Origin of the sequence: Alkalihalophilus marmarensis DSM 21297, assembly GCF_000474275.2 — a bacterium.
GTDB lineage: Bacteria > Bacillota > Bacilli > Bacillales > Bacillaceae_D > Alkalihalophilus > Alkalihalophilus marmarensis.
On the sequence record NZ_ATAE01000008.1, the window covers coordinates 161,920 to 181,065 of the forward strand.

Below are 19,146 nucleotides of genomic sequence, written 5' to 3' on the forward strand. Positions count from 1 at the left end.
TCACAAAAGATTCTAAATTTGCGGCTCGTCCTTCACTTGATTAAAATAAGAAGAAAAGGGTAACAGAATAGAAATTGGAGTGGTAAAAATGAAAATGATCGCAATTGATATGGATGGAACATTATTAGATGATGAACGCAAGGTGACAGTTGAGAATGTTAAGGCGATAAAAGAGGCACAAAAACGCGGAATTGAAGTAGTGATTGCCACAGGCCGAGATGATAAAGAAGCAAGAATCCCTTTAAATGAAGCAAAACTTACCTGTCCGGTTATCAGTGTAAACGGAGCAGAAGTTCAATCTGCTGATGGGAAAGTTCTAGACGTTCATTCCCTTGATAATGAAACCGTAAAAAAGGCTTCAAAAATTTTACATAGACATGAAGTGTATTTCGAATTATATACAAATAAAGGTGCTTTTACAGATGATTATGAAAAAGGAATTGAAACAGTTATCGATGTATTACTGTCTTCTGGGTCTACAGACAGCTTAGATCATATGAGAGCAATTGCGGAAGAAAGATATGATACAGGAGCTGTTTCGCATATTGAGAATTATCAAGCATTATTCGATGATCCAACGATCTCATTTTATAAGCTGCTGGCTTTTACGAAAGATGACCAAAAGCGAACTAAGGCTAAACAAGAATTAGAGGAGATGGATCATTTAGCCATCAGCTCTTCAGCTTCTGATAACCTTGAAATTACTCATTGTGAGGCACAAAAAGGCAGAGCAGTTAAACGATATGCGTCTGGTCTCAATATTCCAATGGAGGAAGTTATGGTGATTGGTGACAACGGTAATGACCTTTCTATGTTTAAAGTAGCTGGCCATGCAGTAGCTATGGGCAATGCGATTGAAGAAGTAAAGAGCCTTGCTCAAGAAGTGACAGACACGAATGATAATAGTGGCGTAGCTAAAGCCATTTATAACATTTTATCTTAATCGTTTTAAAAGTAGAGATAGGAGTGAGCCTATGCGTTCGTTCGCTAAGCCAAGAGTGGTGGTTAGTAAATGTCTTGAGTTTGAGGCATGCCGGTATAACGGGGAAAGAATCCCGGATAAGTTAATTGAGAAATTATCTCCATATGTTGAATTTATTCCTGTTTGTCCGGAAGTTGAAATTGGACTAGGTACTCCAAGAGAAGTCATTCGCCTTGTAGCAAGCGGAGATGAAACAAGACTTAAACAACCTGAAACAGGTCGTGACCTTACCGAACAAATGGAGGAGTATTCAAATGACTTTTTGAGTGAACTGGAAGAGGTTGATGGATTTATACTCAAAACAAGAAGCCCTAGCTGCGGTTTATATGATGCGAAAGTATACAGCGGCCTTGAAAAATCTCCTGTAGTAAGAACAGAAGCCGGCTTGTTTGCTAACAAAGTAAAAGAGCATTTTCCAAAGGCAGCTAAAGAAGATGAAGGAAGGTTAAAGAATTTTATTGTGCGTGAACACTTTTTAACAAGATTGTTTACAGTTGCTGCATTCAAAGAAGTGAAAAAGAGTCATTCGATTTCAAAACTGATGCAGTTTCAAGCGAAAAATAAATATTTGTTTATGGCTTGTAATCAAGACTCTATGAGGAGACTCGGGAGGATTGTAGCGAACCATGAAAAACTAGAAGATGGAGAAGTATTTGATCTCTATGAAGAAGAGCTTGATGAGTTATTTAACCGTATACCAAAACCAAGTGACCACATTAATGTATGTCAACATGTTTTCGGCTATTTTTCTAAGCATTTAACAAAAGCTGAAAAAGACCATTTTCTGCAAGCTCTTGATCAGTTTGAAGACCAAAAAATTCCTCTCAGCAGTCTATTAACTATGCTCCGTTCTTGGAGTTATCGATTTGAAAATGAATATTTACTTTCCCAAAACTATTTTACCCCATATCCTGAGGCTCTTGTGGCGATTTCTGATTCAGGAAAGGGAAGAAGTTTATCGTGAGTATGCAACTTATTAAAGGCATTCGGCTATTGCAGTCGGATGCTTTTTTGCTTTAGGTCTATATTAATGACAGCTGTCATACATTTGTAATAATACAACATAAAAAAAGTTGTTGACTATTATAGTACAGTTGCATATACTATGAGTAAGATAAAAAGATTGAACATTCGAACAAAACATAGAAAGGGTGTTGAAAATGGAAAAAATCAAAACGAACTCGGAGCGTAAACCAGTTGAGGTAAAAGAAGAACCGACAATTCTTGAAATGATCAATGACTATTACAGTCGTAACTAGTTATTAAACAAAACATAACAAAACCACTTATTTAAATTAAGTGGTTTTGTTATGTAACAGACAAAGGACAAATTCATAAATATAGGTAAATACTAAGCTGCATCTTTCGCGTTCAGGAACAGTAGACTTGCAAAAAAGAATAAAATCAGGTATAGTCTAGTTAACAGTTTAATTCTTCATCAATATCAAGCGCATTTCAATCTGCTGGCGCGGTCATCGGAGCCGCAAGGATGAAAGAGAGGCAGGGCTTTTATTGTTTGGAAGAATAGAACGGGATCTTTTATACCTTCTATATTATTAATGGTAAATCATGAGTAACACAAGCAGAGGTTTAGTATTCACATGTTATAAGGGATATTCACTCGGTTTAGTGACTGATGTTCCTTATAATATGTGAATTTTCATTTACCAAGGATTGTAAATACGATTGGCATATTAAGAAATTATTAAGAATGGGGTTTTAAGCATGACACAAACTGGTACAGTAAAATGGTTTAATGCAGAAAAAGGATTCGGTTTTATCGAAGTTGAAGGCGGAAACGATGTATTCGTACACTTCAGCGCTATCACTGGTGAAGGATTTAAATCTCTTGACGAAGGTCAAGCTGTTGAGTTCGAAATCGTTGAAGGCGATCGCGGACCTCAAGCTGCTAACGTTGTAAAACGCTAAGCTGCACATATACAGGTACTGCCCTTATGGGTAGTGCCTTTTTTGTTTTTATACTGAATTTTTAATTCTTCCTTCTTAGTCTAATAGCTTACAGGTTTAAATGCAGTGCTCTTGTGGAATAGTTACATTAAGATTATTTCTAAAATGAAGGTATAAATGGAGGAGATAAGATGAAACAAGAGGTTGAACCAAACTTATTAGAAATGAGAAAGAAAATTAATATGATGAAAGATGACAGGCATCAATATAAAAGAGAAGCTTTTATTGAGGTGTATGAAGAATACATTGAAATGCTAGAAGCTCAAATTGAAAAAATGAACCGCTTATAATACACATACCCCTGATCAGTCAGATGAACATCAGGGGTGCTTTTTATTTTTACATATTAAAAACATCATAGTTAAATTGGTATTGGTAAAAAAGAACTAGAATATAACATAATATTCCTTTATACTTATTTTAATAAGAACATAAAGGGGGAGTTTATGTGATGAAAGACTTAATTAAACAAGTGCAAAAAGAGCTGAGCCAAGAAGGTAGAAAAGACGCTTTGTTATCTGTGGAAGTGTGTGACAAGATGAATGAGGCTGGTATTCCGTTTATTGGATATCTCGGAGATCAATAAAAAACATGGACCGAAACCGGTCCATGTTTTTTGCTTCTTATGGGTAGTGAATTGGTGAAGCTGGTCCAAGGTCAATCCCTAGAAGCATCCATACAATTAACATAAGAGCCCATACGATTGAGAAGACAATTGAGTAAGGCAGCATTACTGAAATCAACGTACCAATTCCCATTTTTTTATCATACTTTTGAGCGAAGGCAATAATAATTGCAAAGTATGTCATAAGAGGAGAAATGATATTTGTTGTTGAATCGGCAATACGATATGCCATTTGAGTTAATTCTGGTGAATACCCAAGCTGCATCATGATTGGTATGAATACCGGAGCCATGATTGCCCACTTTGCCGATGCACTTCCGATAAACAGGTTGATAAAACCAGCTACGATCATAAAAGCAATGACAAGCGGAATACCGGTGAATTGAACACTTTGTAAGAATTCAGCACCATATACACCAAGTACAAGGCCCATGTTTGTTTCGTTAAAGAAAGCAACAAATTGACCTGCAGTAAATGCGAGTACAATAAACATCCCCATTGAAGCCATTGTATCTGACATTTGGTTGGCCACATCTTTATCGTTTTTAATCGTTTTCGTCATAACTCCGTAAACAATACCTGGAATTAAGAACACAAATAAGATGACAGGACCTAATGAACGCATAAATGGCGAGTTTACAACTGGGTTAGGACCATCTCCGCGAAGCGGGCCCCATTCTGGCACAATTAATAAAGCCATTACAGCGATTGTTGCCAGCATAGAAATACCAGACCATAGTAATGCTTTTTTCTCATTAGAGCTTAAATAGTCAATCTTTTCAGCTTCGTCAGATTCTGTCTTTTTATATGACCCTAAGCGCGGTTCAACTAGCTTCTCTGTAACGAATGTACCAGCGATTGTTAATACAAATACTGAAACCATAATGAAGTAATAGTTCATGGCAATATTAATCGTTTCAGCGTAAGCTGGATCAAATGTTGCAGCGGCTTGTCTTGTTAATTCCCCAAGCATTGGATCTGTTGCCGATAAGAATAAGTTAGCACTGAATCCAGCAGAAACCCCAGCAAAAGCAGCTGCAAGACCCGCTAGCGGGTGTCTTCCTAAAGCGATAAATAATAATGCACCAAGCGGCGGTAAGACAACATAACCTGCATCAGATGCCACACTTGACATAATTCCAGCAAATACAAGTGCTGCTGTAATTAAACGCTTTGGCACGGATGTTACAAGCCCTCTTAGAGCTGCACTGATTAATCCGCTGCGCTCAGCGACCCCGATCCCGATCATCGTCGCAAGTACGACTCCGAGTGGAGCGAAATTGATAAAGTTACTTACCATATTAGTGACAATATAATGTATGCCCTCTGATGAAAGTAAGTTTGTAATAGTTACTTCTACACCAGGTTCAGCTGGACTCTCTACGCTTATATTTAAGCTTGAGAGAATAGCAGAAGCGAAAACAACCAGCACCGCAAGGATTGCAAACAGCGTAATTGGGTGAGGCAGTTTGTTACCGGTGACTTCAATAAAAGTTAAAAATTTATTAAAGGCACCTTGCTTTTTACCTTTTTCCATGAGTTAGAAAAGCTCCCCTCTAATATGTAATTTTCTGACGATTAGCATCTTAGATTAGACACGTCATTCATTCTACATCACAAATAAGAGGAGATGAAACAAGAATTCTAAAATGATCGAAAAAATGAATCTTAAGTCCTATAAATATTCTAAAATAGTATTTGAATAATCTGATAAAGGTGATTTTATCGGAATACTCATAAAAATCTAACGCATAAACGCTTTAAATAGCTGAAGTAACCGACGTCCGTGTTAATTTCAAGAGACTGGTTGTATACCGTCATTATTATTTTTAAAAAGTATTTTGGATAAAATAAAAACCCCACCGAAGTGGGGTTGTATCTAGGCTATACTAGATTATGCTTTTTGAACGTTAGCAGCTTGCTCGCCACGGTTACCTTCAACGATTTCAAATGTTACTGCTTGACCTTCTTCAAGAGTTTTGAAACCATCAATTTGGATCGCTGAGAAGTGAACGAATACATCGTCTCCACCTTCGCGCTCGATGAAACCGAAACCTTTTTCTGCGTTAAACCATTTTACTGTACCTTCTAACATTGTATTTCCTCCTAGAAGTGCCATACGCACTAATTGTATTACTATTCTCGTCATTAATAATGTTCAAGAGGAAATCAACATCAGTTTCTTTCTTCTAGCACCTTAAGAACGATCAAAAATAAGTATCTTAACTTTACCATAAGAAGGGTTTTTCAATCAAGGTCTTTTTAGCAGAAAGCTGGAAAATGTCAATTGAAAAAGGAATTTTATGATTTTTCTTGAAGTTAACGTTAACGTAAATGATAAGGTCAAAGTAGAGATTCGAAGGGTTGTGCCGTGCATGTACAAGATAAGGGAGCTCGCAGAAGAGTTTCAGGTGACGACAAGGACAATCAGGTATTATGAAGAGCTGAATTTACTAACCCCTAAACGATCTAGCGGGAATCAGCGTATCTATACAAAAAGAGATCATGTACGTCTGAAGTTAATTCTTAGAGGAAAAAGATATGGATTTACATTAGAGGAAATTAAAGAAATGATCGGGTTATTTGAAGAGGATTCAACCGGGACAAAGCAATTGTCACGAACTATTTTATATGGAGAAAAAAAGATTGAAGAAATTGAGTGCAGGATGAGTGAGCTTGAACAATTAAAAAGTGAAATGACAGATATGTTAACAGATCTAAAAGCTAGGTTGTGCCAAAAAAGTTTATCTCAAAAATGAAACGTCCAGGGGGAGCGAACATGAACTTTTATCAGAATGACCCGGTACTAAAAAAAATTTTAGAAACACATTTGGATTCACGAATGTTTAATTGGGCTGATAAGCAGCTTGTATCATTTGGTGAAAGGTGCGGGACCGTGATCGATGAACGAGCAAAGCATACAGACCGGGAAGGGCAGCCGAAACTTGTGAAATACAATCAGTTTGGGGAAGATATATCTCATATTTGGGTGAACGAAGGCTATAAACAAACGGTAAGAGAGACCTATCAAACTGGAATTGTCGGGTATGTCTATAAAGAAATCCCTGAGCTGAATACAAAAGGAAATTACATGTATTCATATGCACAAGGCTATCTCCTCTCACAATCTGAGCCTGGTTTCTACTGTCCTGTGACCCTCTCAATGGCGACTGCTCTTCTGTTAGACAAGTATGCAAACGATCAGGTGAAGGATCGTTTTTTACCACATGTATTATCAACGGGTGAAACAGAATTGTATGAAGGGGCGACGTTTCTTACTGAAAGACAAGGGGGCTCTGATGTAGGAGCTAATGAAGTGGCTGCAGTAAAGAACGGGGACCATTATTTGATCAGCGGGGAAAAATATTTTGCTTCAAATGCGGGGATGTGCGGTGTTGCCATGGTGCTTGCAAGAGTTGATGGCAGCCCATCAGGTACAAAAGGGTTAAGCTTATTTGCTGTACCTTGGAGATTAGAGGATGGGCAATTAAATGGAATAAGCATCCGTCGTTTAAAAGATAAGCTTGGAGTAAGGGCTGTTCCGTCGGCGGAAGTGGAATTTACCAATGCTAAGGCTTATTTAGTAGGAGAAGAATCAAAGGGTATTTATTATATGATGGAAGCGCTTAATTTATCTCGTATTTGTAATGCGGTCGCTTCAATTGGCATTATGAGACGGGCGTATCAAGAGGCCCTTGATTATGCTTTTAACCGTGAAGCATTTAAGAAAAAGTTAATTGATTACCCAATGGTGCAGGAAAGTCTGCTTGCCTTATGTGTTAAACATGAAGTGGAAACTGTCGCTATCTTTGATTTAATTAAGGAATATGACCTGCTTATGAATGAAGGTCAAAAGGATCAAGAACAGGCAGCGTATGTGCGGCTGTTGATTGCCATCTTGAAGAAAGAAACAGCTGAACAAGCAATCCATTTTTCACACGAGGCGATAGAACTGCTTGGTGGAAATGGGTATATAGAAGATTTTGTGACACCAAGGCTGTTAAGGGATGCACAGGTCCTGACGGTATGGGAGGGAACGGCTAATATATTGGGACTTGAGTTGTTACGTCTCATGCAGAAAACACATGTCCATAAACATTTCTGTAAACGTATAAAAGCGTTTTTGGAAAATGATTTGAAGCAGTTTGAACAGGAGAAAGAGATCTTGTCTAAAGAACTGCATGCACTAAATCGCATGACCACATATATTGAGCGAGCGGATGAAGAGACTCAAACGTATTATGCTAAAAAAATCGCTGTGAAGATGGTTGGGATTTTTGAAGCGAAAACGGCCATCCAGTGGGCAATTGATGGTTCAGAGCGTGAAAGAGTTTTATTAAAACGCTATATGCAGCAAACATTTCATCATGATTGTTCATTTGAAGATGCAGCAAGCTTAAAAAAGGATTTCGATAAAGTGGTCCTGCAGTAAGCTTATTAGCCAAGACCGCTCCAATGGATGCAGCTATCGATTGGAGCGGTCTTATTTCTATTTCCTTATATTCAACTACAACCATTGATTTATTAGGCATTTTTCGTCTATTATTAAAGGTGCGTTGTTTTTACGTTAAGAAATAAAAACAGAAATTGTTCGGATGAAGTAGGAGAGACGGCTAATGACAATTAAACGAAATGACCCATGTGCATGCGGCAGCGGCAAGAAGTATAAGAAATGCTGTATGAATAAAGAAACGGTAAAGGTAGTCGCTGAACAACAGCGTGAGCACTATATTGCGAAACGTAAACAAGTGATTGAAAAATTACGTATGTATGTAAAAGAAACATTTACGGTAAAAGAACGTTTTATGCTTGAAAAAGAATTCGATGAACGCTCAAACCATGCTGTTCCAAAGGAATTAAAAGCATCATTTACAGAGCTGTGGCTGTTATTTTTCAACAAAAGTTCAAAAGGCCGGTTAATCACGGCATTTTTAGAAGAGCGCAAGGATTTTCTTACTGCTGAAGAATATGAGATGATCCAAAAATGGAGCACGTTAACACCGCGTCTTGTGCAAGCAATCGATCGTAAAGAAAGCAAAGTCACGTTTAAAGATCGTTTAAATGACGATGTATATACAATGACACTGACAGATGAGGGTGAGCGTTCTTTTGCCCCTTGGTATGGAACATTTAGTCTAATTGAAGATCTGAATCAAGAATCTATTTTTTACGGTGTGAGAATGTTTGAAGGACCATTAAATCTTGAAGAAGCAGCTACTTATGTAAAAGAGAGAACAAAACAGACAAAAGAAACAGTTGATACGCTGTTAGTGAATGAATTTCCAGAAATATTGTCTGCTTTCATTAAAGGTCAGCAAAGTGAAGACTCTAATAAAATGAAAATTGTCAAACAATTTAAGACGCAATGGAAAGTCGAAAATGAGACTGAACTTATAACATATCTAGAAAAACAGCCTTCTATTTATTTAGAGAACTGGTCAGAGAAGGAAAAAATGGCTAGTTTTATTCTTGACTGGTATCGTTATACAGACTCAGAAATGTCTGGTGATGTTCTGACGACTGAAGTAAAAAGCACGCTTAAAATTCAGGATAACATCGTAGAAGTGGAAGCATTCGATTCTGATTCGATGAACGAGGTCAAAAATAGCTTAAGTGGACTTACTTCTGTCTCGTTTATGAATGAGGGCACGAAAGAATGGGAGATTCCATATCATGCCGAAATGAAAAATATGCTTGTGCAAATGAATCCAGAACTTCCAAAGCATTTTTCGCTTTTTGCTCAAAATAATATTGAAGCTCAGCTTGATAAGCCATATTCAACTGAAGAAAAACGTACGATAAAAGAACTTGTTCGTGCTGATGAAATTGAAAAAGTAGAAGGATGGCTGCGTCAATCTGAATACAATGTATACGTCGCTCAAAAAAATAAACTTGGACAAGTAGAAGTAACAGCAGACTATAACACGCTTAGAGAAGAGCTGAACCTGCCTATGTCCCCATTTGTAACGGGTGGTAGTAAGAGAGTTACGAAGCATGAGCGCATCCCAACAGATTTGGAGCAGTCTGAAGTGACGGACGGGGCAGAGGCCAAAAATGAAGATAAAGGCTTGAATGAGACTTTAGAGGAGAAAACCATTGCTCCTAAAACAGTAGTTGACCTCGATTTGGAGCTAGAAACGTTCAAAGAAGAAAAGACGAACGGTAAGTCAGATGCGACAATACGAAAGTATTCAAATAGTGTTGAGATCTTTGCTGGCTTATTAAATGCAATGGATGTAAAAACATGGAGTGAGCTTACTGAAGAAAAATGGGAAGCTCTATTATACTCTCAATTAAAAGAAACCTATTCTACTATGAGCAAAACGCAGAGTAAGGACTTTGTCAGCGTCCTAAGAGCGTTTGTTAAATGGCAGGATAAAAAAGAGGGCACGTCTGTTATTGAATGGGTAACACCTTTATTAAAAGAAGTCGAATCCATGTATGTGAAACAGCCGGCAGCAGCTCGCTAATCGTCAGCCGTACATCAAAGGGTGTACGGCTATTTAATGTATTTATCATAATATTATTATGTAAACTTAAAAGAAAGCTTTTAAAATATCGCTTTCTAAATCAATTAAATCCCCATACGTTTTCTTTGATTATTAGGCTTTTTCGTCAGCTGACTTGTAAGCGGCTTTGTTTGGTGTGAATTCAGCTGGCGGCTGGCTCCTTGAGCTGATTGCTGCTTTTTACGTGCTAGCTGCTGTTTCATCGCTTCTTGTAAATTAATCTTCTTCTTCTCGCTCATTCTTTACGTGCCTCCTGTCGTACTCTAAATGGAATATCTTTATCATTATATAGCAAGCCGCATAGCTTGTCATATGTTTTTTGCTAGATTGAAAGAAGGAATTTACAGGTTTTGTCTCTTCTTTTAAAGGTAATAGGTACTCATGCAGATCAAATCTGATAAGCAGGGTACATATATCATGAGTCTATCCGAGGAGGAGTGTTAGATGGAGCAGTTTATGGAAACGGTCAAAGAAGTCGTCTTTGCTGTGCTTCCGATTACCTTAGTTATTGTCATTTTGCAGTTTACTCTTATATGGCTGCCGACTGAGGTTTTTATACAGTTTCTTATCGGCGTAGTGATGGTCAGTGTCGGTTTGATTCTTTTTTTAGTTGGAGTGCATGTAGGACTTCTTCCGGTAGGAGAAATGATCGGGTCCACTTTGCCTAAATCAAAAAAGATATGGCTGATTATTGCAGTCGGCTTTATTTTGGGGTTTGTCGTCACAGTGGCAGAACCTGATGTTCGTGTTCTTGCGCAGCAAATAGATGATGTATCAGGAGGGGAGATCTCTCAGATGGTGCTGATTTATTCGGTTGCCTTAGGGGTAGGCATATTTGTTGCTCTTGCTATGGCAAGAATTATTTTTAAGATTCAGTTGAAGTGGCTGTTATTAGGCGGATACAGTGTCGTTTTTCTCCTAGCAGCAATAACCCCTAATACATTTATCCCCATCTCTTTTGATGCTGGCGGGGTGACGACAGGGCCAATGACGGTTCCATTCATCTTAGCCCTTGGAGTAGGTGTTGCTTCTGTTCTTAGAAGCAAGTCTTCATCAAGCGACAGTTTTGGTCTTGTTGCTCTGGCATCAATTGGTCCAATTATTTCGGTGCAGATCTTAGGGGTGATTTACGGGTGAATATTACAATCTTTGAAGGTTTTACAGAGGTGTTGGTAGAAGTATTTTTCGCCCTATTGCCGCTGCTCGTATTCTTTTTAGTTTTTCAGTTTTTCTTTTTAAAACTTGAAAAAGAAAAGATCATCAATATTGGAAAGGGAATGGTTTTATCCTTTTTTGGTTTAGCCTTATTCTTGCAAGGAGTTCATGTTGGCTTTTTTCCTGCAGGAGAATTGATGGGAGAAGTGCTTGGCGGCCTTTCTTACAGCTGGATTTTAATTCCTATCGGGTTTGTTTTAGGGTTCGTAGCAACCTTTGCTGAACCTGCTGTACGAATTTTAAATGAGCAAGTAGAAAAGGTTTCGGGCGGTTATATCTCAGAACGTGTGATGCTCTACACCCTATCTATTGGTGTCGGGGTGTCGATTGCTTTATCAATGCTTAGAATTCTTGTAGGTTTCTCGTTATGGTATTATATCATTCCAGGCTATATCTTGGCCGTTATTTTATTGTTTTTATCAAGCAATACGTTCACAGCCATCGCCTTTGATTCAGGTGGAGTTGCAACGGGTCCGATGACGGTTACTTTTATTTTAGCGATTGCTGTAGGTGTTGCGACGGTCACAGAAGGCCGAGACCCGCTCATGGTCGGCTTTGGGATGATTGCTTTAGTTGCCCTAGCCCCTATTCTATCCGTTCTAATACTAGGAGTATTATTTGAGAGGAAGGGGAGGGAGTCGAATGGAACTTAGACGTGAGCATCAGCTATTTGTAAGTATTGTAAAGAAAAATCAGGCAAAAAAACTGGTGTTGGCAGCAAAAAAAGCAGGAGCAGAAGGGGCAACGATCCTATATGCCAAAGGCAGCGGAATACGTGAGAAAAAAACGTTTTTAGGTATACCTGTTCACTATGAAAAAGAGGTCATTCTAACACTAGCGAAAAAAAATGTCATGGAGCAAATTATTTACCATGTAACGTTGGCAGGTAACCTGAATCAAAGCGGAAAGGGTATTGGATTTGTTTTGGATTTAAAACAATTAACCGGGATTGCCCATTTATTAGAAGATCCAGCAGATGCAGAAGATACTTTAATAGAGGAGGATGAGGGTGTAATGCCAAAAGAAGACATTCCTTTTGATTTGATTGTAACAATTGTGAAAAAAGGAGATGCGGGTAAAGTTATTGACTCCTCATTAGAAGCTGGAGCAGAAGGGGGCACAGTACTCGGAGGTCGTGGTTCAGGTATACATGAAAAAGCATCATTTCTTAATATACCGATCGAACCAGAAAAGGAAGTGGTTCTGACGTTAATACACAGAAAGAAAACAAAAGAAGTACTTCATGCCATTGAATCGGGAGTTGGGCTTAATGAATCTGGTAAGGGGATTGCTTTTGTACTAGATGTTGACCGTGTTGTAGGAATTAACCATGTCATAGACGAATTGAAACAAATAAATGAATAAAAAGAGGAATCGATTTGATAGAAACGAGAGCAGGAGACCTTCTCTCGTTTCTTTTGTGGTGTTGTATATGTGGAAAGTGCTATTGCTCTATTAATTTAGTTGAACCCCATTAATTAACAAATTCTTCAAAATTGCTTTCGTTTCATTAACTTTCGATCTATCCCCTTGCACTAGATATTCATGAAGCTCGGATAAGTAATAGTCAATTTCATGATATTGAACGACTTTCTTTGTCCTTACTTCTCGTTCTTTCAGTTCTTTGACCTGTTTCGTATAATCAATGACCCTGTCTAAAATATCAAGCACTTCAACTGAGAGAATGTCTACACTGATTAATTCCATATACCGTTTATGACGCACGAATGTTAATTTGTTTTTTAAGTCGGTATTATGGATGGTTAAAATCATCTTCCCGCGGTCAAATCCCCAAAAAACCCCGTAACTACGTTCATTCACTTCTTGAACAATGTCATTTAATTGACTTTTCTTCACTTGGATCGATAAATTGTTAAACTGCTCTCTTGGAAATTGTGACATCTCTCTCACCTCGTTTAGCTAAAAGGTAATGTATAAGCTCAGGTCATATTACAACCATGATCCGCTCTTACCTGGCGGGTTGTTTTTCGAAATTAATTCATCTTATGCACGCTGCGGATAAATTATTAAAGGAATCTAAAAGCGATCTTAAGAATTATAGATAGATACGCAGGTGACTGTTTGAAGAAAAGTTTATAGAAGAGATATAACTACTAAAATATTCTGACAAGTTGTATACTATTAGACAAGACTAGCTGAAGGAGTGAAGAGAGTTTATGAAATTTCTAGTTGTCGGTGCGGGTGCTGTCGGTGGTTATTTTGGAGGGCGACTGTTAGAAAAAGGAGAAGATGTCACCTTTTTAGTCCGCTATAAAAGGCAAGAGCAGCTCTTAGATCATGGATTAATGTTAGAAAGCGTGAACGGAAATTTTAAAACTCAGCCAAAAACGGTTGTGGAAGGTGAGGAAGGCGAGTTTGACGTCGTATTGATTGGAACTAAGGCCTATCATCTTGAGCAGGCAGTAGAGGCAGTTAAACCATTAGTACATAAGAACACAGTAATCATTCCGATGCTTAATGGAATTTCCCATGTAGATAAGCTTAAAAAGGCGTTCAGCGAGGAGCAGGTAATCGGCGGCTTATGTTTTATTGAGTCTACGGTGACTGAAGATGGAATCATTAAGCAGACGAGCAGTGCTCATCACTTCACGTTTGGAGAATTAAACGGTGAATATACCGAACGGGTTAAAAGCATTGAAGACGCCTTTCAAGGGGCAAATGCCAAGGTGAAAGTGAGTGATAACATCCTCCAAGAAATGTGGCATAAATACTTATTTATTACGACAATGTCAGGAGTCACGACACTTTACGGGCAACCGGTCGGACCGATTCGTGAGCTTAAAGAAGGCAGTGAGATCGTTAAGGGCTTATTTAATGAAATTGCAGCCATCATGCGAGCAGAAGGTGCACCAATTGCTGATAGTATTGAGGATGTTCAATATGAAAGATTTATGGAGATAGAAGGAGCGATGAAATCTTCCATGCAGCGTGATATGGAAAAGCATGCAGCCGTAGAAGCAGATCACCTTCAAGGCTACCTTCTAACAAAAGCTTGCCACCATCAATTAGAAACTCCTATCTTAAAGAGCATTTATGTTAATTTGAAACTATATGAAAACGACCTTTAAATACAAGGCTGATCTTCTCTTTTGGGGATCAGCTTTTTTCGTTGATAAATGTAGAAAAACAAACAAACATTCGCTACAATGTAACTAACAGAAATCGAGGTGGACCGGATGTTTAAACAATCTTTGCAAGACCTATTACATGATTTAAAACATAGTGAGGAATTTAGGGAGCGAATTCTTCATTGGGAAGAAATTGAAGCTGTTGAGGCGGTAACGAAGCCTTTTCCTTCGTTTATAGATGAGAGGATTCAAATGTCTCTTCGTAAACGGGGGATCGGCGAGTTATATTCTCACCAGTATGAGGCGATCAACCTCGCGCATCAAGGTGAGAATATTACAGCAGTCACACCAACTGCTTCAGGTAAAACACTTTGTTACAACATTCCTGTTTTGCAAGAAATCATCAACGATAATGAGAGTCGTGCGCTCTATATCTTTCCAACGAAAGCATTGGCACAGGATCAGAAAAGTGAAATGAATGAACTGATTGAAGAAATGGGCGTAGATGTAAAGTGTTTCACGTATGATGGGGATACAGCCCCAACCATTCGTCAGGCTGTGCGCAAGGCCGGTCATGTTGTCATTACAAACCCAGATATGCTTCATTCGGCTATTTTGCCTCACCATACAAAATGGGTCGCATTTTTTGAAAACTTAAAGTATGTCATTATTGATGAGCTGCATACATATCGCGGCGTCTTTGGAAGTCATGTAGCAAACGTCATTAGAAGACTTAAACGAATTGCTGCTTATTATGGGTGCTACCCTACCTTTATTTGTACCTCAGCAACCATTGCCAATCCAAAAGAGCTTGCTGAAGAACTTACAGGTGTACCGATGCGGTTAGTGGATAAGAACGGAGCACCTAGGGGTAAGAAGCATTTTATTTTTTATAACCCTCCGATTGTAAACGAAGCGTTAAATATTAGAAAAAGTGCTACAGCAGAAGTAAATGATTTAGCAGCGAAGTTTTTGAAAAATAAGATCCAAACGATCGTATTCGCTAAGAGCCGTGTCCGAGTTGAGATTATTTTAAGCCATTTACAAGAGCTGATAAAAAAGAATTTAGGGCCAGATACCATTAGAGGCTACCGCGGCGGCTATCTTCCTAAGCAGCGTCGTGAAATAGAGCGTGGACTGCGCCAAGGAGATGTGATTGGAGTTGTCAGTACGAATGCCTTAGAGCTTGGTGTAGATATAGGCCAGCTTCAGGTGTGTATTATGACAGGATATCCCGGCTCAATTGCGAGTGCTTGGCAGCAAGCGGGCAGAGCAGGCCGCAGACAAAATGAATCAGTGATTATCATGGTGGCAGGTTCCACCCCTATAGATCAATATGTGATTCAACACCCGGATTACTTTTTTGAGCGTTCACCCGAATCGGCTAGAATTAACCCTGATAATTTAGTGATCTTAGTTGATCACTTAAAGTGTGCCTCATACGAACTTCCATTTAAAAAAGGAGAGACGTTTGACGGAGTTGAGATTGAGGAAGTATTAGAATTTCTTACTGAAGAGCAGGTTCTTCACCACCGTGCGGACAAATGGTATTGGATGAATGATGCCTTCCCTGCACATGGGATAAGCCTGCGTTCTGCCTCACAAGAAAATGTCATCATTATTGACCAGTCAGATGTCGCACATCCGACAGTCATTGGAGAAATGGACCGCTTTAGTGCCATGACTTTATTACATGATGAGGCCATTTACCTTCATCAAGGAATCCAGTATCAAGTGGAGTATTTGGATTGGGATGAAAAGAAAGCATTCGTCCGTGAAGTGGCGGTTGAATACTTTACAGATGCCAATCTTGCGGTGCAGTTAAAAGTTCTTGAAGAAGATGAAAAGAAGAGAAAAGAATATGCAGAGGTATCTTTTGGAGATGTGATGGTGAATGCAAAAGCGACTATCTTCAAAAAGATTAAACTTTCAACCTTTGAAAACATTGGCTCCGGTCCGATTCATCTTCCTGAAGAAGAGCTCCATACAAATGCGATGTGGTTAAGTTTCTCTAACGAGTTAGTCGAAGAATACAGTGAAGGTGCTTTTGATCAAGCTTTAATTGGTCTTGCGCACCTGTTTCAACATGTCGCGCCGGTATTTGTCATGTGTGATCGCAGCGATTTACATGTCATTCCACAGATGAAGGCTGATCATTCAGAGGCTCCGACTATATTTATATATGACCGTTACCCTGGGGGGATTGGACTTGCAAAGGAAGTCTATAAAAATATTGATGTTATTTTAGAACAAGTGGTCGACCTTGTACGGTCATGTTCATGTGAAAATGGCTGTCCTGCATGTGTCGGAGCCGAGGGTGAAGCTGGAACTAATGTAAAATCAACGGTACTAAGACTTGTTTCGATCCTGCGGCAGCTAAAGGAGAGGGGGGAATTTTAATGGCATTAAAAAGTAAATTGGGTCGTCTTAAAAAACATATGAAGATCGAGCCTGAGCGTTCTTCCTCTTTTGAACAAGCTGATCAGGATTGTAATGAACATCCTAGCAAAACAGAAGACATGCATAAAGAGATTCCTTTTTTGAACAAGTGGACTGATCAGCAAACTGCGCCTAAATGGTTTGAAGAGCATTATACGATGGTTAGAGAAGTCCGTTATCCTATCGATACAAAACACGGACATTATCTCTTTGCCGAGCTTTCGTCCATCATTGATCAATGGCAATCCTATGACGCCGCACACCCTTTATCTTCTCATCCACTTTCTGCAAAAGGAAAACGGATGGATGAACTGTTATTTTTTGATACAGAGACAACGGGACTTTCAAGCGGGGCAGGCAATCGAATATTTCTGCTTGGTTTTGGTCAAGTAACTGATAAAGAAGTCATTATTAAGCAATATTTTCTCCCGGGTCCAGAAGCAGAAGTAAGTTTTTATCATCACTTCTTAACAGATGTAAGCAACATGAAAAATCTAGTTACGTATAATGGAAAAGCTTTTGATTGGCCGCAAGTGAAAACACGCCATACGTTTGTCAGAGATCAGGTTCCTAAATTGCCGAAATTCGGGCACTATGATCTGCTACATGCGTCAAGGCGTCTTTGGAAAGAGATTCTGCCCTCTTGTAAACTTTCAGTCGTTGAAAATGAGATCCTTGGGTTTACTAGAGTAGAAGATACTCCAGGATACCTGGCTCCAATGCTTTATTTTGACTTTTTACAAGAGCAGGATCCAGATTTTGTAACAGGCATTATTAAGCATCACGAATGGGATATGCTTTCGCTGATTACACTCTACATTCATCTCTCCAAAAGTCTATTTAAAGCTGAGGGAAAGGAAGAACGGCTGCATTTAATTGAAAAATATGAGATCGCCCGTTGGTTTGACTATATCGGTGAAAAAGAAAAGGCGCTAGAGTTATACGAAGACATCTTATCAAGCGATAGACCTGCTGAGAAAGACATATTATTCAAAACGATGCATCAAGCGGCAAAACTTCTGAAACAGAATAAAGACTTTGAAAGCGCGAAATTGTATTTCTATCGGCTCCTTGAACATCAAGCATATGCCATTGATAGTTCAATTGAGCTCTCAAAGATCTTAGAGCATAAGGATAGGAACATTTACAAAGCATTCGAACTTGCTGAAAATGGGTATGAGCATTTCCACGCTACGCTACATCAACGAACGACTAAGGAAAATAAGCGGTTAGAGGCAGAGCTGTTAAAGCGCATTGAACGTCTGCAAAAGAAATTAGTAATCTAAACTGCACATTTCCTGGGCAAGCGCATAAACTCTTATCAATCAACAAAATGTGACAAAAATGTGAACCTAGTCATTTATTCTTAATTCTTCAGAAAAATCAATTGTCAGACTATCTAAAAGGAAGTAAAATATGTACTGGAATTGAAATGTACTGCATTTGAATATGGTAGTTCTGGATTTGATTTGAAGAAAAGAGTGATAAAAGAATGAGTAAGGCGTTGTTAATTTTATTTTTTTTAATGATTGGTGTAACAGTGTTTGTAATGAGTGAGATTCGTGATGAGACATCAAGTTCTCTCTATAGTGCGGAGTTAATCAGCACCAGCCCAATCACGCCCAATGTCGAGATAAGTGCGTATAATTAGGTGAAACAACTAGTACACCTGCATACGTTTTTACATAGGTTAATATTGACTCACCATTAAAAGGAGGAAGTTAACCTATGAAAAAACATTATAATCATTGTCAGCCGACTTGCACGAAAGTGATGCCTGCGGTTGTACACCCGACAAAGTGTAATATGACTCAAAAGACTTGTGAATATATCGTACCGGAAGTTCACCCAAGTCATACAACGCATGTGACTAATCATGTATATAAGCATGTTCACAGCTTCCCGCACACGGATTCTTTCCAGGAAACGATCTCTAACCAGCAGTTCGTTGCAAATGGTCCTGGACCGCAAGTAGCAGGTGCAATGATGCCGCCTCGTCCGCCAATGGGAACACAAGGTTTTGGACCAATGGCAGGAGCGAACATGGCGCCAATGGCAGGAGCGAACATGGCGCCAATGGCAGGAGCGAACATGGCGCCGATGGCAGGAGCGAACATGGGGCCGATGGCAGGAGCAAACATGGGGCCGATGGCAGGAGCAAACATGGGGCCGATGGCAGGAGCAAACATGGGGCCACAAGCAGGAGCTAATATGGCTCCAATGGGATTTGGACCAATGAGCGGCGGAAAAGGTAAAGGAAATTGCGGTTGTAGCTACCGTTAATCTTCACATGTTATAGTAGGGTCTAAGCCATCTTTT

General features: G+C 39.1%; 20 protein-coding genes. 16 read left to right on the forward strand and 4 right to left on the reverse strand.

All coding sequences use genetic code 11. The features are described from left to right. Positions 1-88: 88 nt before the first annotated feature. The 5 genes from A33I_RS04395 (at position 89) to A33I_RS20750 (ending at position 3,536) form a co-directional block, all read left to right on the forward strand. Positions 89-943, forward strand: coding sequence for a Cof-type HAD-IIB family hydrolase (locus tag A33I_RS04395; RefSeq protein WP_022627242.1), 855 nt, complete (start codon positions 89-91; stop codon positions 941-943). A 31-nt stretch (positions 944-974) separates the two neighbouring features. Continuing rightward, entirely contained in the window at positions 975-1,946 is a 972-nt protein-coding gene (locus tag A33I_RS04400; RefSeq protein ID WP_022627243.1) for a YbgA family protein, read from the forward strand. A 761-nt stretch (positions 1,947-2,707) separates the two neighbouring features. Beyond that, complete coding sequence (locus A33I_RS04405) at positions 2,708-2,911, forward strand: cold-shock protein (protein WP_012958596.1); 204 nt, start codon at positions 2,708-2,710, stop codon at positions 2,909-2,911. A gap of 170 nt (positions 2,912-3,081) precedes the next feature. After that, complete coding sequence (locus A33I_RS20745) at positions 3,082-3,240, forward strand: hypothetical protein (protein WP_022627244.1); 159 nt, start codon at positions 3,082-3,084, stop codon at positions 3,238-3,240. 158 nt (positions 3,241-3,398) lie between these two features. Continuing rightward, positions 3,399-3,536: a hypothetical protein gene (locus tag A33I_RS20750; RefSeq protein WP_022627245.1), complete on the forward strand. Its 138-nt coding sequence runs from the start codon at positions 3,399-3,401 to the stop codon at positions 3,534-3,536. Between the two features lie 37 nt (positions 3,537-3,573). Here the strand turns inward: A33I_RS20750 and A33I_RS04410 are convergent, their stop codons facing one another. Further along, on the reverse strand, positions 3,574-5,112 hold the full coding sequence (locus A33I_RS04410) for an AbgT family transporter (protein ID WP_012958599.1): 1,539 nt from the start codon (positions 5,110-5,112) through the stop codon (positions 3,574-3,576). Positions 5,113-5,469: 357 nt separating this feature from the next. After that, positions 5,470-5,670: a cold-shock protein gene (locus tag A33I_RS04415; protein WP_012958600.1), complete on the reverse strand. Its 201-nt coding sequence runs from the start codon at positions 5,668-5,670 to the stop codon at positions 5,470-5,472. A gap of 280 nt (positions 5,671-5,950) precedes the next feature. Here A33I_RS04415 and A33I_RS04420 point away from each other — a divergent pair, with 280 nt between their 5' ends. From A33I_RS04420 to A33I_RS04430, 3 genes are all read left to right on the forward strand, one after another. Beyond that, the gene (locus A33I_RS04420; RefSeq protein ID WP_031311405.1) at positions 5,951-6,334 is read left to right on the forward strand and encodes a MerR family transcriptional regulator; all 384 of its coding nucleotides are present in this window, start codon (positions 5,951-5,953) and stop codon (positions 6,332-6,334) included. 20 nt (positions 6,335-6,354) lie between these two features. After that, the gene (locus A33I_RS04425) at positions 6,355-8,007 is read left to right on the forward strand and encodes an acyl-CoA dehydrogenase family protein (protein ID WP_022627247.1); all 1,653 of its coding nucleotides are present in this window, start codon (positions 6,355-6,357) and stop codon (positions 8,005-8,007) included. A gap of 184 nt (positions 8,008-8,191) precedes the next feature. Then, positions 8,192-10,045 carry an SEC-C domain-containing protein gene (locus A33I_RS04430; RefSeq protein WP_022627248.1) on the forward strand — a complete coding sequence of 618 codons (1,854 nt, stop codon included), beginning with the start codon at positions 8,192-8,194 and terminating at the stop codon, positions 10,043-10,045. A 104-nt stretch (positions 10,046-10,149) separates the two neighbouring features. Here A33I_RS04430 and A33I_RS21035 read toward each other — a convergent pair whose 3' ends face one another. Then, positions 10,150-10,323 (reverse strand): hypothetical protein, encoded by a 174-nt coding sequence (locus A33I_RS21035; protein WP_022627249.1) that lies wholly within the window; start codon positions 10,321-10,323, stop codon positions 10,150-10,152. 205 nt (positions 10,324-10,528) lie between these two features. Between A33I_RS21035 and A33I_RS04435 the strand changes: the two genes are divergently transcribed. The 3 genes from A33I_RS04435 to A33I_RS04445 are packed head-to-tail and all read left to right on the forward strand — an operon-like array spanning position 10,529 to position 12,664. After that, the gene (locus A33I_RS04435) at positions 10,529-11,221 is read left to right on the forward strand and encodes a DUF1538 domain-containing protein (RefSeq protein ID WP_022627250.1); all 693 of its coding nucleotides are present in this window, start codon (positions 10,529-10,531) and stop codon (positions 11,219-11,221) included. Next, complete coding sequence (locus tag A33I_RS04440; protein ID WP_022627251.1) at positions 11,218-11,952, forward strand: DUF1538 domain-containing protein; 735 nt, start codon at positions 11,218-11,220, stop codon at positions 11,950-11,952. Before A33I_RS04435 ends, A33I_RS04440 begins: the two co-directional genes overlap by 4 nt. Next, a complete protein-coding gene (locus A33I_RS04445; protein ID WP_022627252.1) occupies positions 11,942-12,664 on the forward strand; it encodes a P-II family nitrogen regulator in 723 nt (240 codons plus the stop codon). The genes A33I_RS04440 and A33I_RS04445 overlap by 11 nt, the downstream gene beginning before the upstream one ends. A 90-nt stretch (positions 12,665-12,754) precedes the next feature. Here A33I_RS04445 and A33I_RS04450 read toward each other — a convergent pair whose 3' ends face one another. Next, a complete protein-coding gene (locus tag A33I_RS04450; protein ID WP_022627253.1) occupies positions 12,755-13,201 on the reverse strand; it encodes a hypothetical protein in 447 nt (148 codons plus the stop codon). A 275-nt stretch (positions 13,202-13,476) separates the two neighbouring features. On the opposite strand from A33I_RS04450, the gene A33I_RS04455 reads away from it, so the two are divergent. From A33I_RS04455 to A33I_RS20145, 5 genes are all read left to right on the forward strand, one after another. Then, complete coding sequence (locus A33I_RS04455; RefSeq protein ID WP_022627254.1) at positions 13,477-14,388, forward strand: ketopantoate reductase family protein; 912 nt, start codon at positions 13,477-13,479, stop codon at positions 14,386-14,388. 108 nt (positions 14,389-14,496) lie between these two features. Then, the gene (locus tag A33I_RS04460) at positions 14,497-16,788 is read left to right on the forward strand and encodes a DEAD/DEAH box helicase (RefSeq protein WP_022627255.1); all 2,292 of its coding nucleotides are present in this window, start codon (positions 14,497-14,499) and stop codon (positions 16,786-16,788) included. Beyond that, a complete protein-coding gene (locus tag A33I_RS04465; RefSeq protein WP_022627256.1) occupies positions 16,788-18,113 on the forward strand; it encodes a ribonuclease H-like domain-containing protein in 1,326 nt (441 codons plus the stop codon). The genes A33I_RS04460 and A33I_RS04465 overlap by 1 nt, the downstream gene beginning before the upstream one ends. 206 nt (positions 18,114-18,319) lie before the next feature. Further along, complete coding sequence (locus A33I_RS21040; RefSeq protein ID WP_158305558.1) at positions 18,320-18,478, forward strand: hypothetical protein; 159 nt, start codon at positions 18,320-18,322, stop codon at positions 18,476-18,478. Between the two features lie 77 nt (positions 18,479-18,555). Continuing rightward, a complete protein-coding gene (locus A33I_RS20145) occupies positions 18,556-19,110 on the forward strand; it encodes a spore coat protein (RefSeq protein ID WP_022627257.1) in 555 nt (184 codons plus the stop codon). Positions 19,111-19,146 lie beyond the last annotated feature (36 nt).

What these genes read in the sequence shown, in the direction of transcription:
- A33I_RS04395 (WP_022627242.1), top strand. Translation starts at nt 89, where the DNA reads ATGAAAATGATCGCAATTGATATGGATGGAACATTATTAGATGATGAA.
- A33I_RS04400 (WP_022627243.1), top strand. Translation starts at nt 975, where the DNA reads ATGCGTTCGTTCGCTAAGCCAAGAGTGGTGGTTAGTAAATGTCTTGAG.
- A33I_RS04405 (WP_012958596.1), top strand. Translation starts at nt 2,708, where the DNA reads ATGACACAAACTGGTACAGTAAAATGGTTTAATGCAGAAAAAGGATTC.
- A33I_RS20745 (WP_022627244.1), top strand. Translation starts at nt 3,082, where the DNA reads ATGAAACAAGAGGTTGAACCAAACTTATTAGAAATGAGAAAGAAAATT.
- A33I_RS04410 (WP_012958599.1), bottom strand. Translation starts at nt 5,112, where the DNA reads ATGGAAAAAGGTAAAAAGCAAGGTGCCTTTAATAAATTTTTAACTTTT.
- A33I_RS04415 (WP_012958600.1), bottom strand. Translation starts at nt 5,670, where the DNA reads ATGTTAGAAGGTACAGTAAAATGGTTTAACGCAGAAAAAGGTTTCGGT.
- A33I_RS04420 (WP_031311405.1), top strand. Translation starts at nt 5,951, where the DNA reads ATGTACAAGATAAGGGAGCTCGCAGAAGAGTTTCAGGTGACGACAAGG.
- A33I_RS04425 (WP_022627247.1), top strand. Translation starts at nt 6,355, where the DNA reads ATGAACTTTTATCAGAATGACCCGGTACTAAAAAAAATTTTAGAAACA.
- A33I_RS04430 (WP_022627248.1), top strand. Translation starts at nt 8,192, where the DNA reads ATGACAATTAAACGAAATGACCCATGTGCATGCGGCAGCGGCAAGAAG.
- A33I_RS21035 (WP_022627249.1), bottom strand. Translation starts at nt 10,323, where the DNA reads ATGAGCGAGAAGAAGAAGATTAATTTACAAGAAGCGATGAAACAGCAG.
- A33I_RS04435 (WP_022627250.1), top strand. Translation starts at nt 10,529, where the DNA reads ATGGAGCAGTTTATGGAAACGGTCAAAGAAGTCGTCTTTGCTGTGCTT.
- A33I_RS04445 (WP_022627252.1), top strand. Translation starts at nt 11,942, where the DNA reads ATGGAACTTAGACGTGAGCATCAGCTATTTGTAAGTATTGTAAAGAAA.
- A33I_RS04450 (WP_022627253.1), bottom strand. Translation starts at nt 13,201, where the DNA reads ATGTCACAATTTCCAAGAGAGCAGTTTAACAATTTATCGATCCAAGTG.
- A33I_RS04455 (WP_022627254.1), top strand. Translation starts at nt 13,477, where the DNA reads ATGAAATTTCTAGTTGTCGGTGCGGGTGCTGTCGGTGGTTATTTTGGA.
- A33I_RS04460 (WP_022627255.1), top strand. Translation starts at nt 14,497, where the DNA reads ATGTTTAAACAATCTTTGCAAGACCTATTACATGATTTAAAACATAGT.
- A33I_RS04465 (WP_022627256.1), top strand. Translation starts at nt 16,788, where the DNA reads ATGGCATTAAAAAGTAAATTGGGTCGTCTTAAAAAACATATGAAGATC.
- A33I_RS21040 (WP_158305558.1), top strand. Translation starts at nt 18,320, where the DNA reads ATGAGTAAGGCGTTGTTAATTTTATTTTTTTTAATGATTGGTGTAACA.
- A33I_RS20145 (WP_022627257.1), top strand. Translation starts at nt 18,556, where the DNA reads ATGAAAAAACATTATAATCATTGTCAGCCGACTTGCACGAAAGTGATG.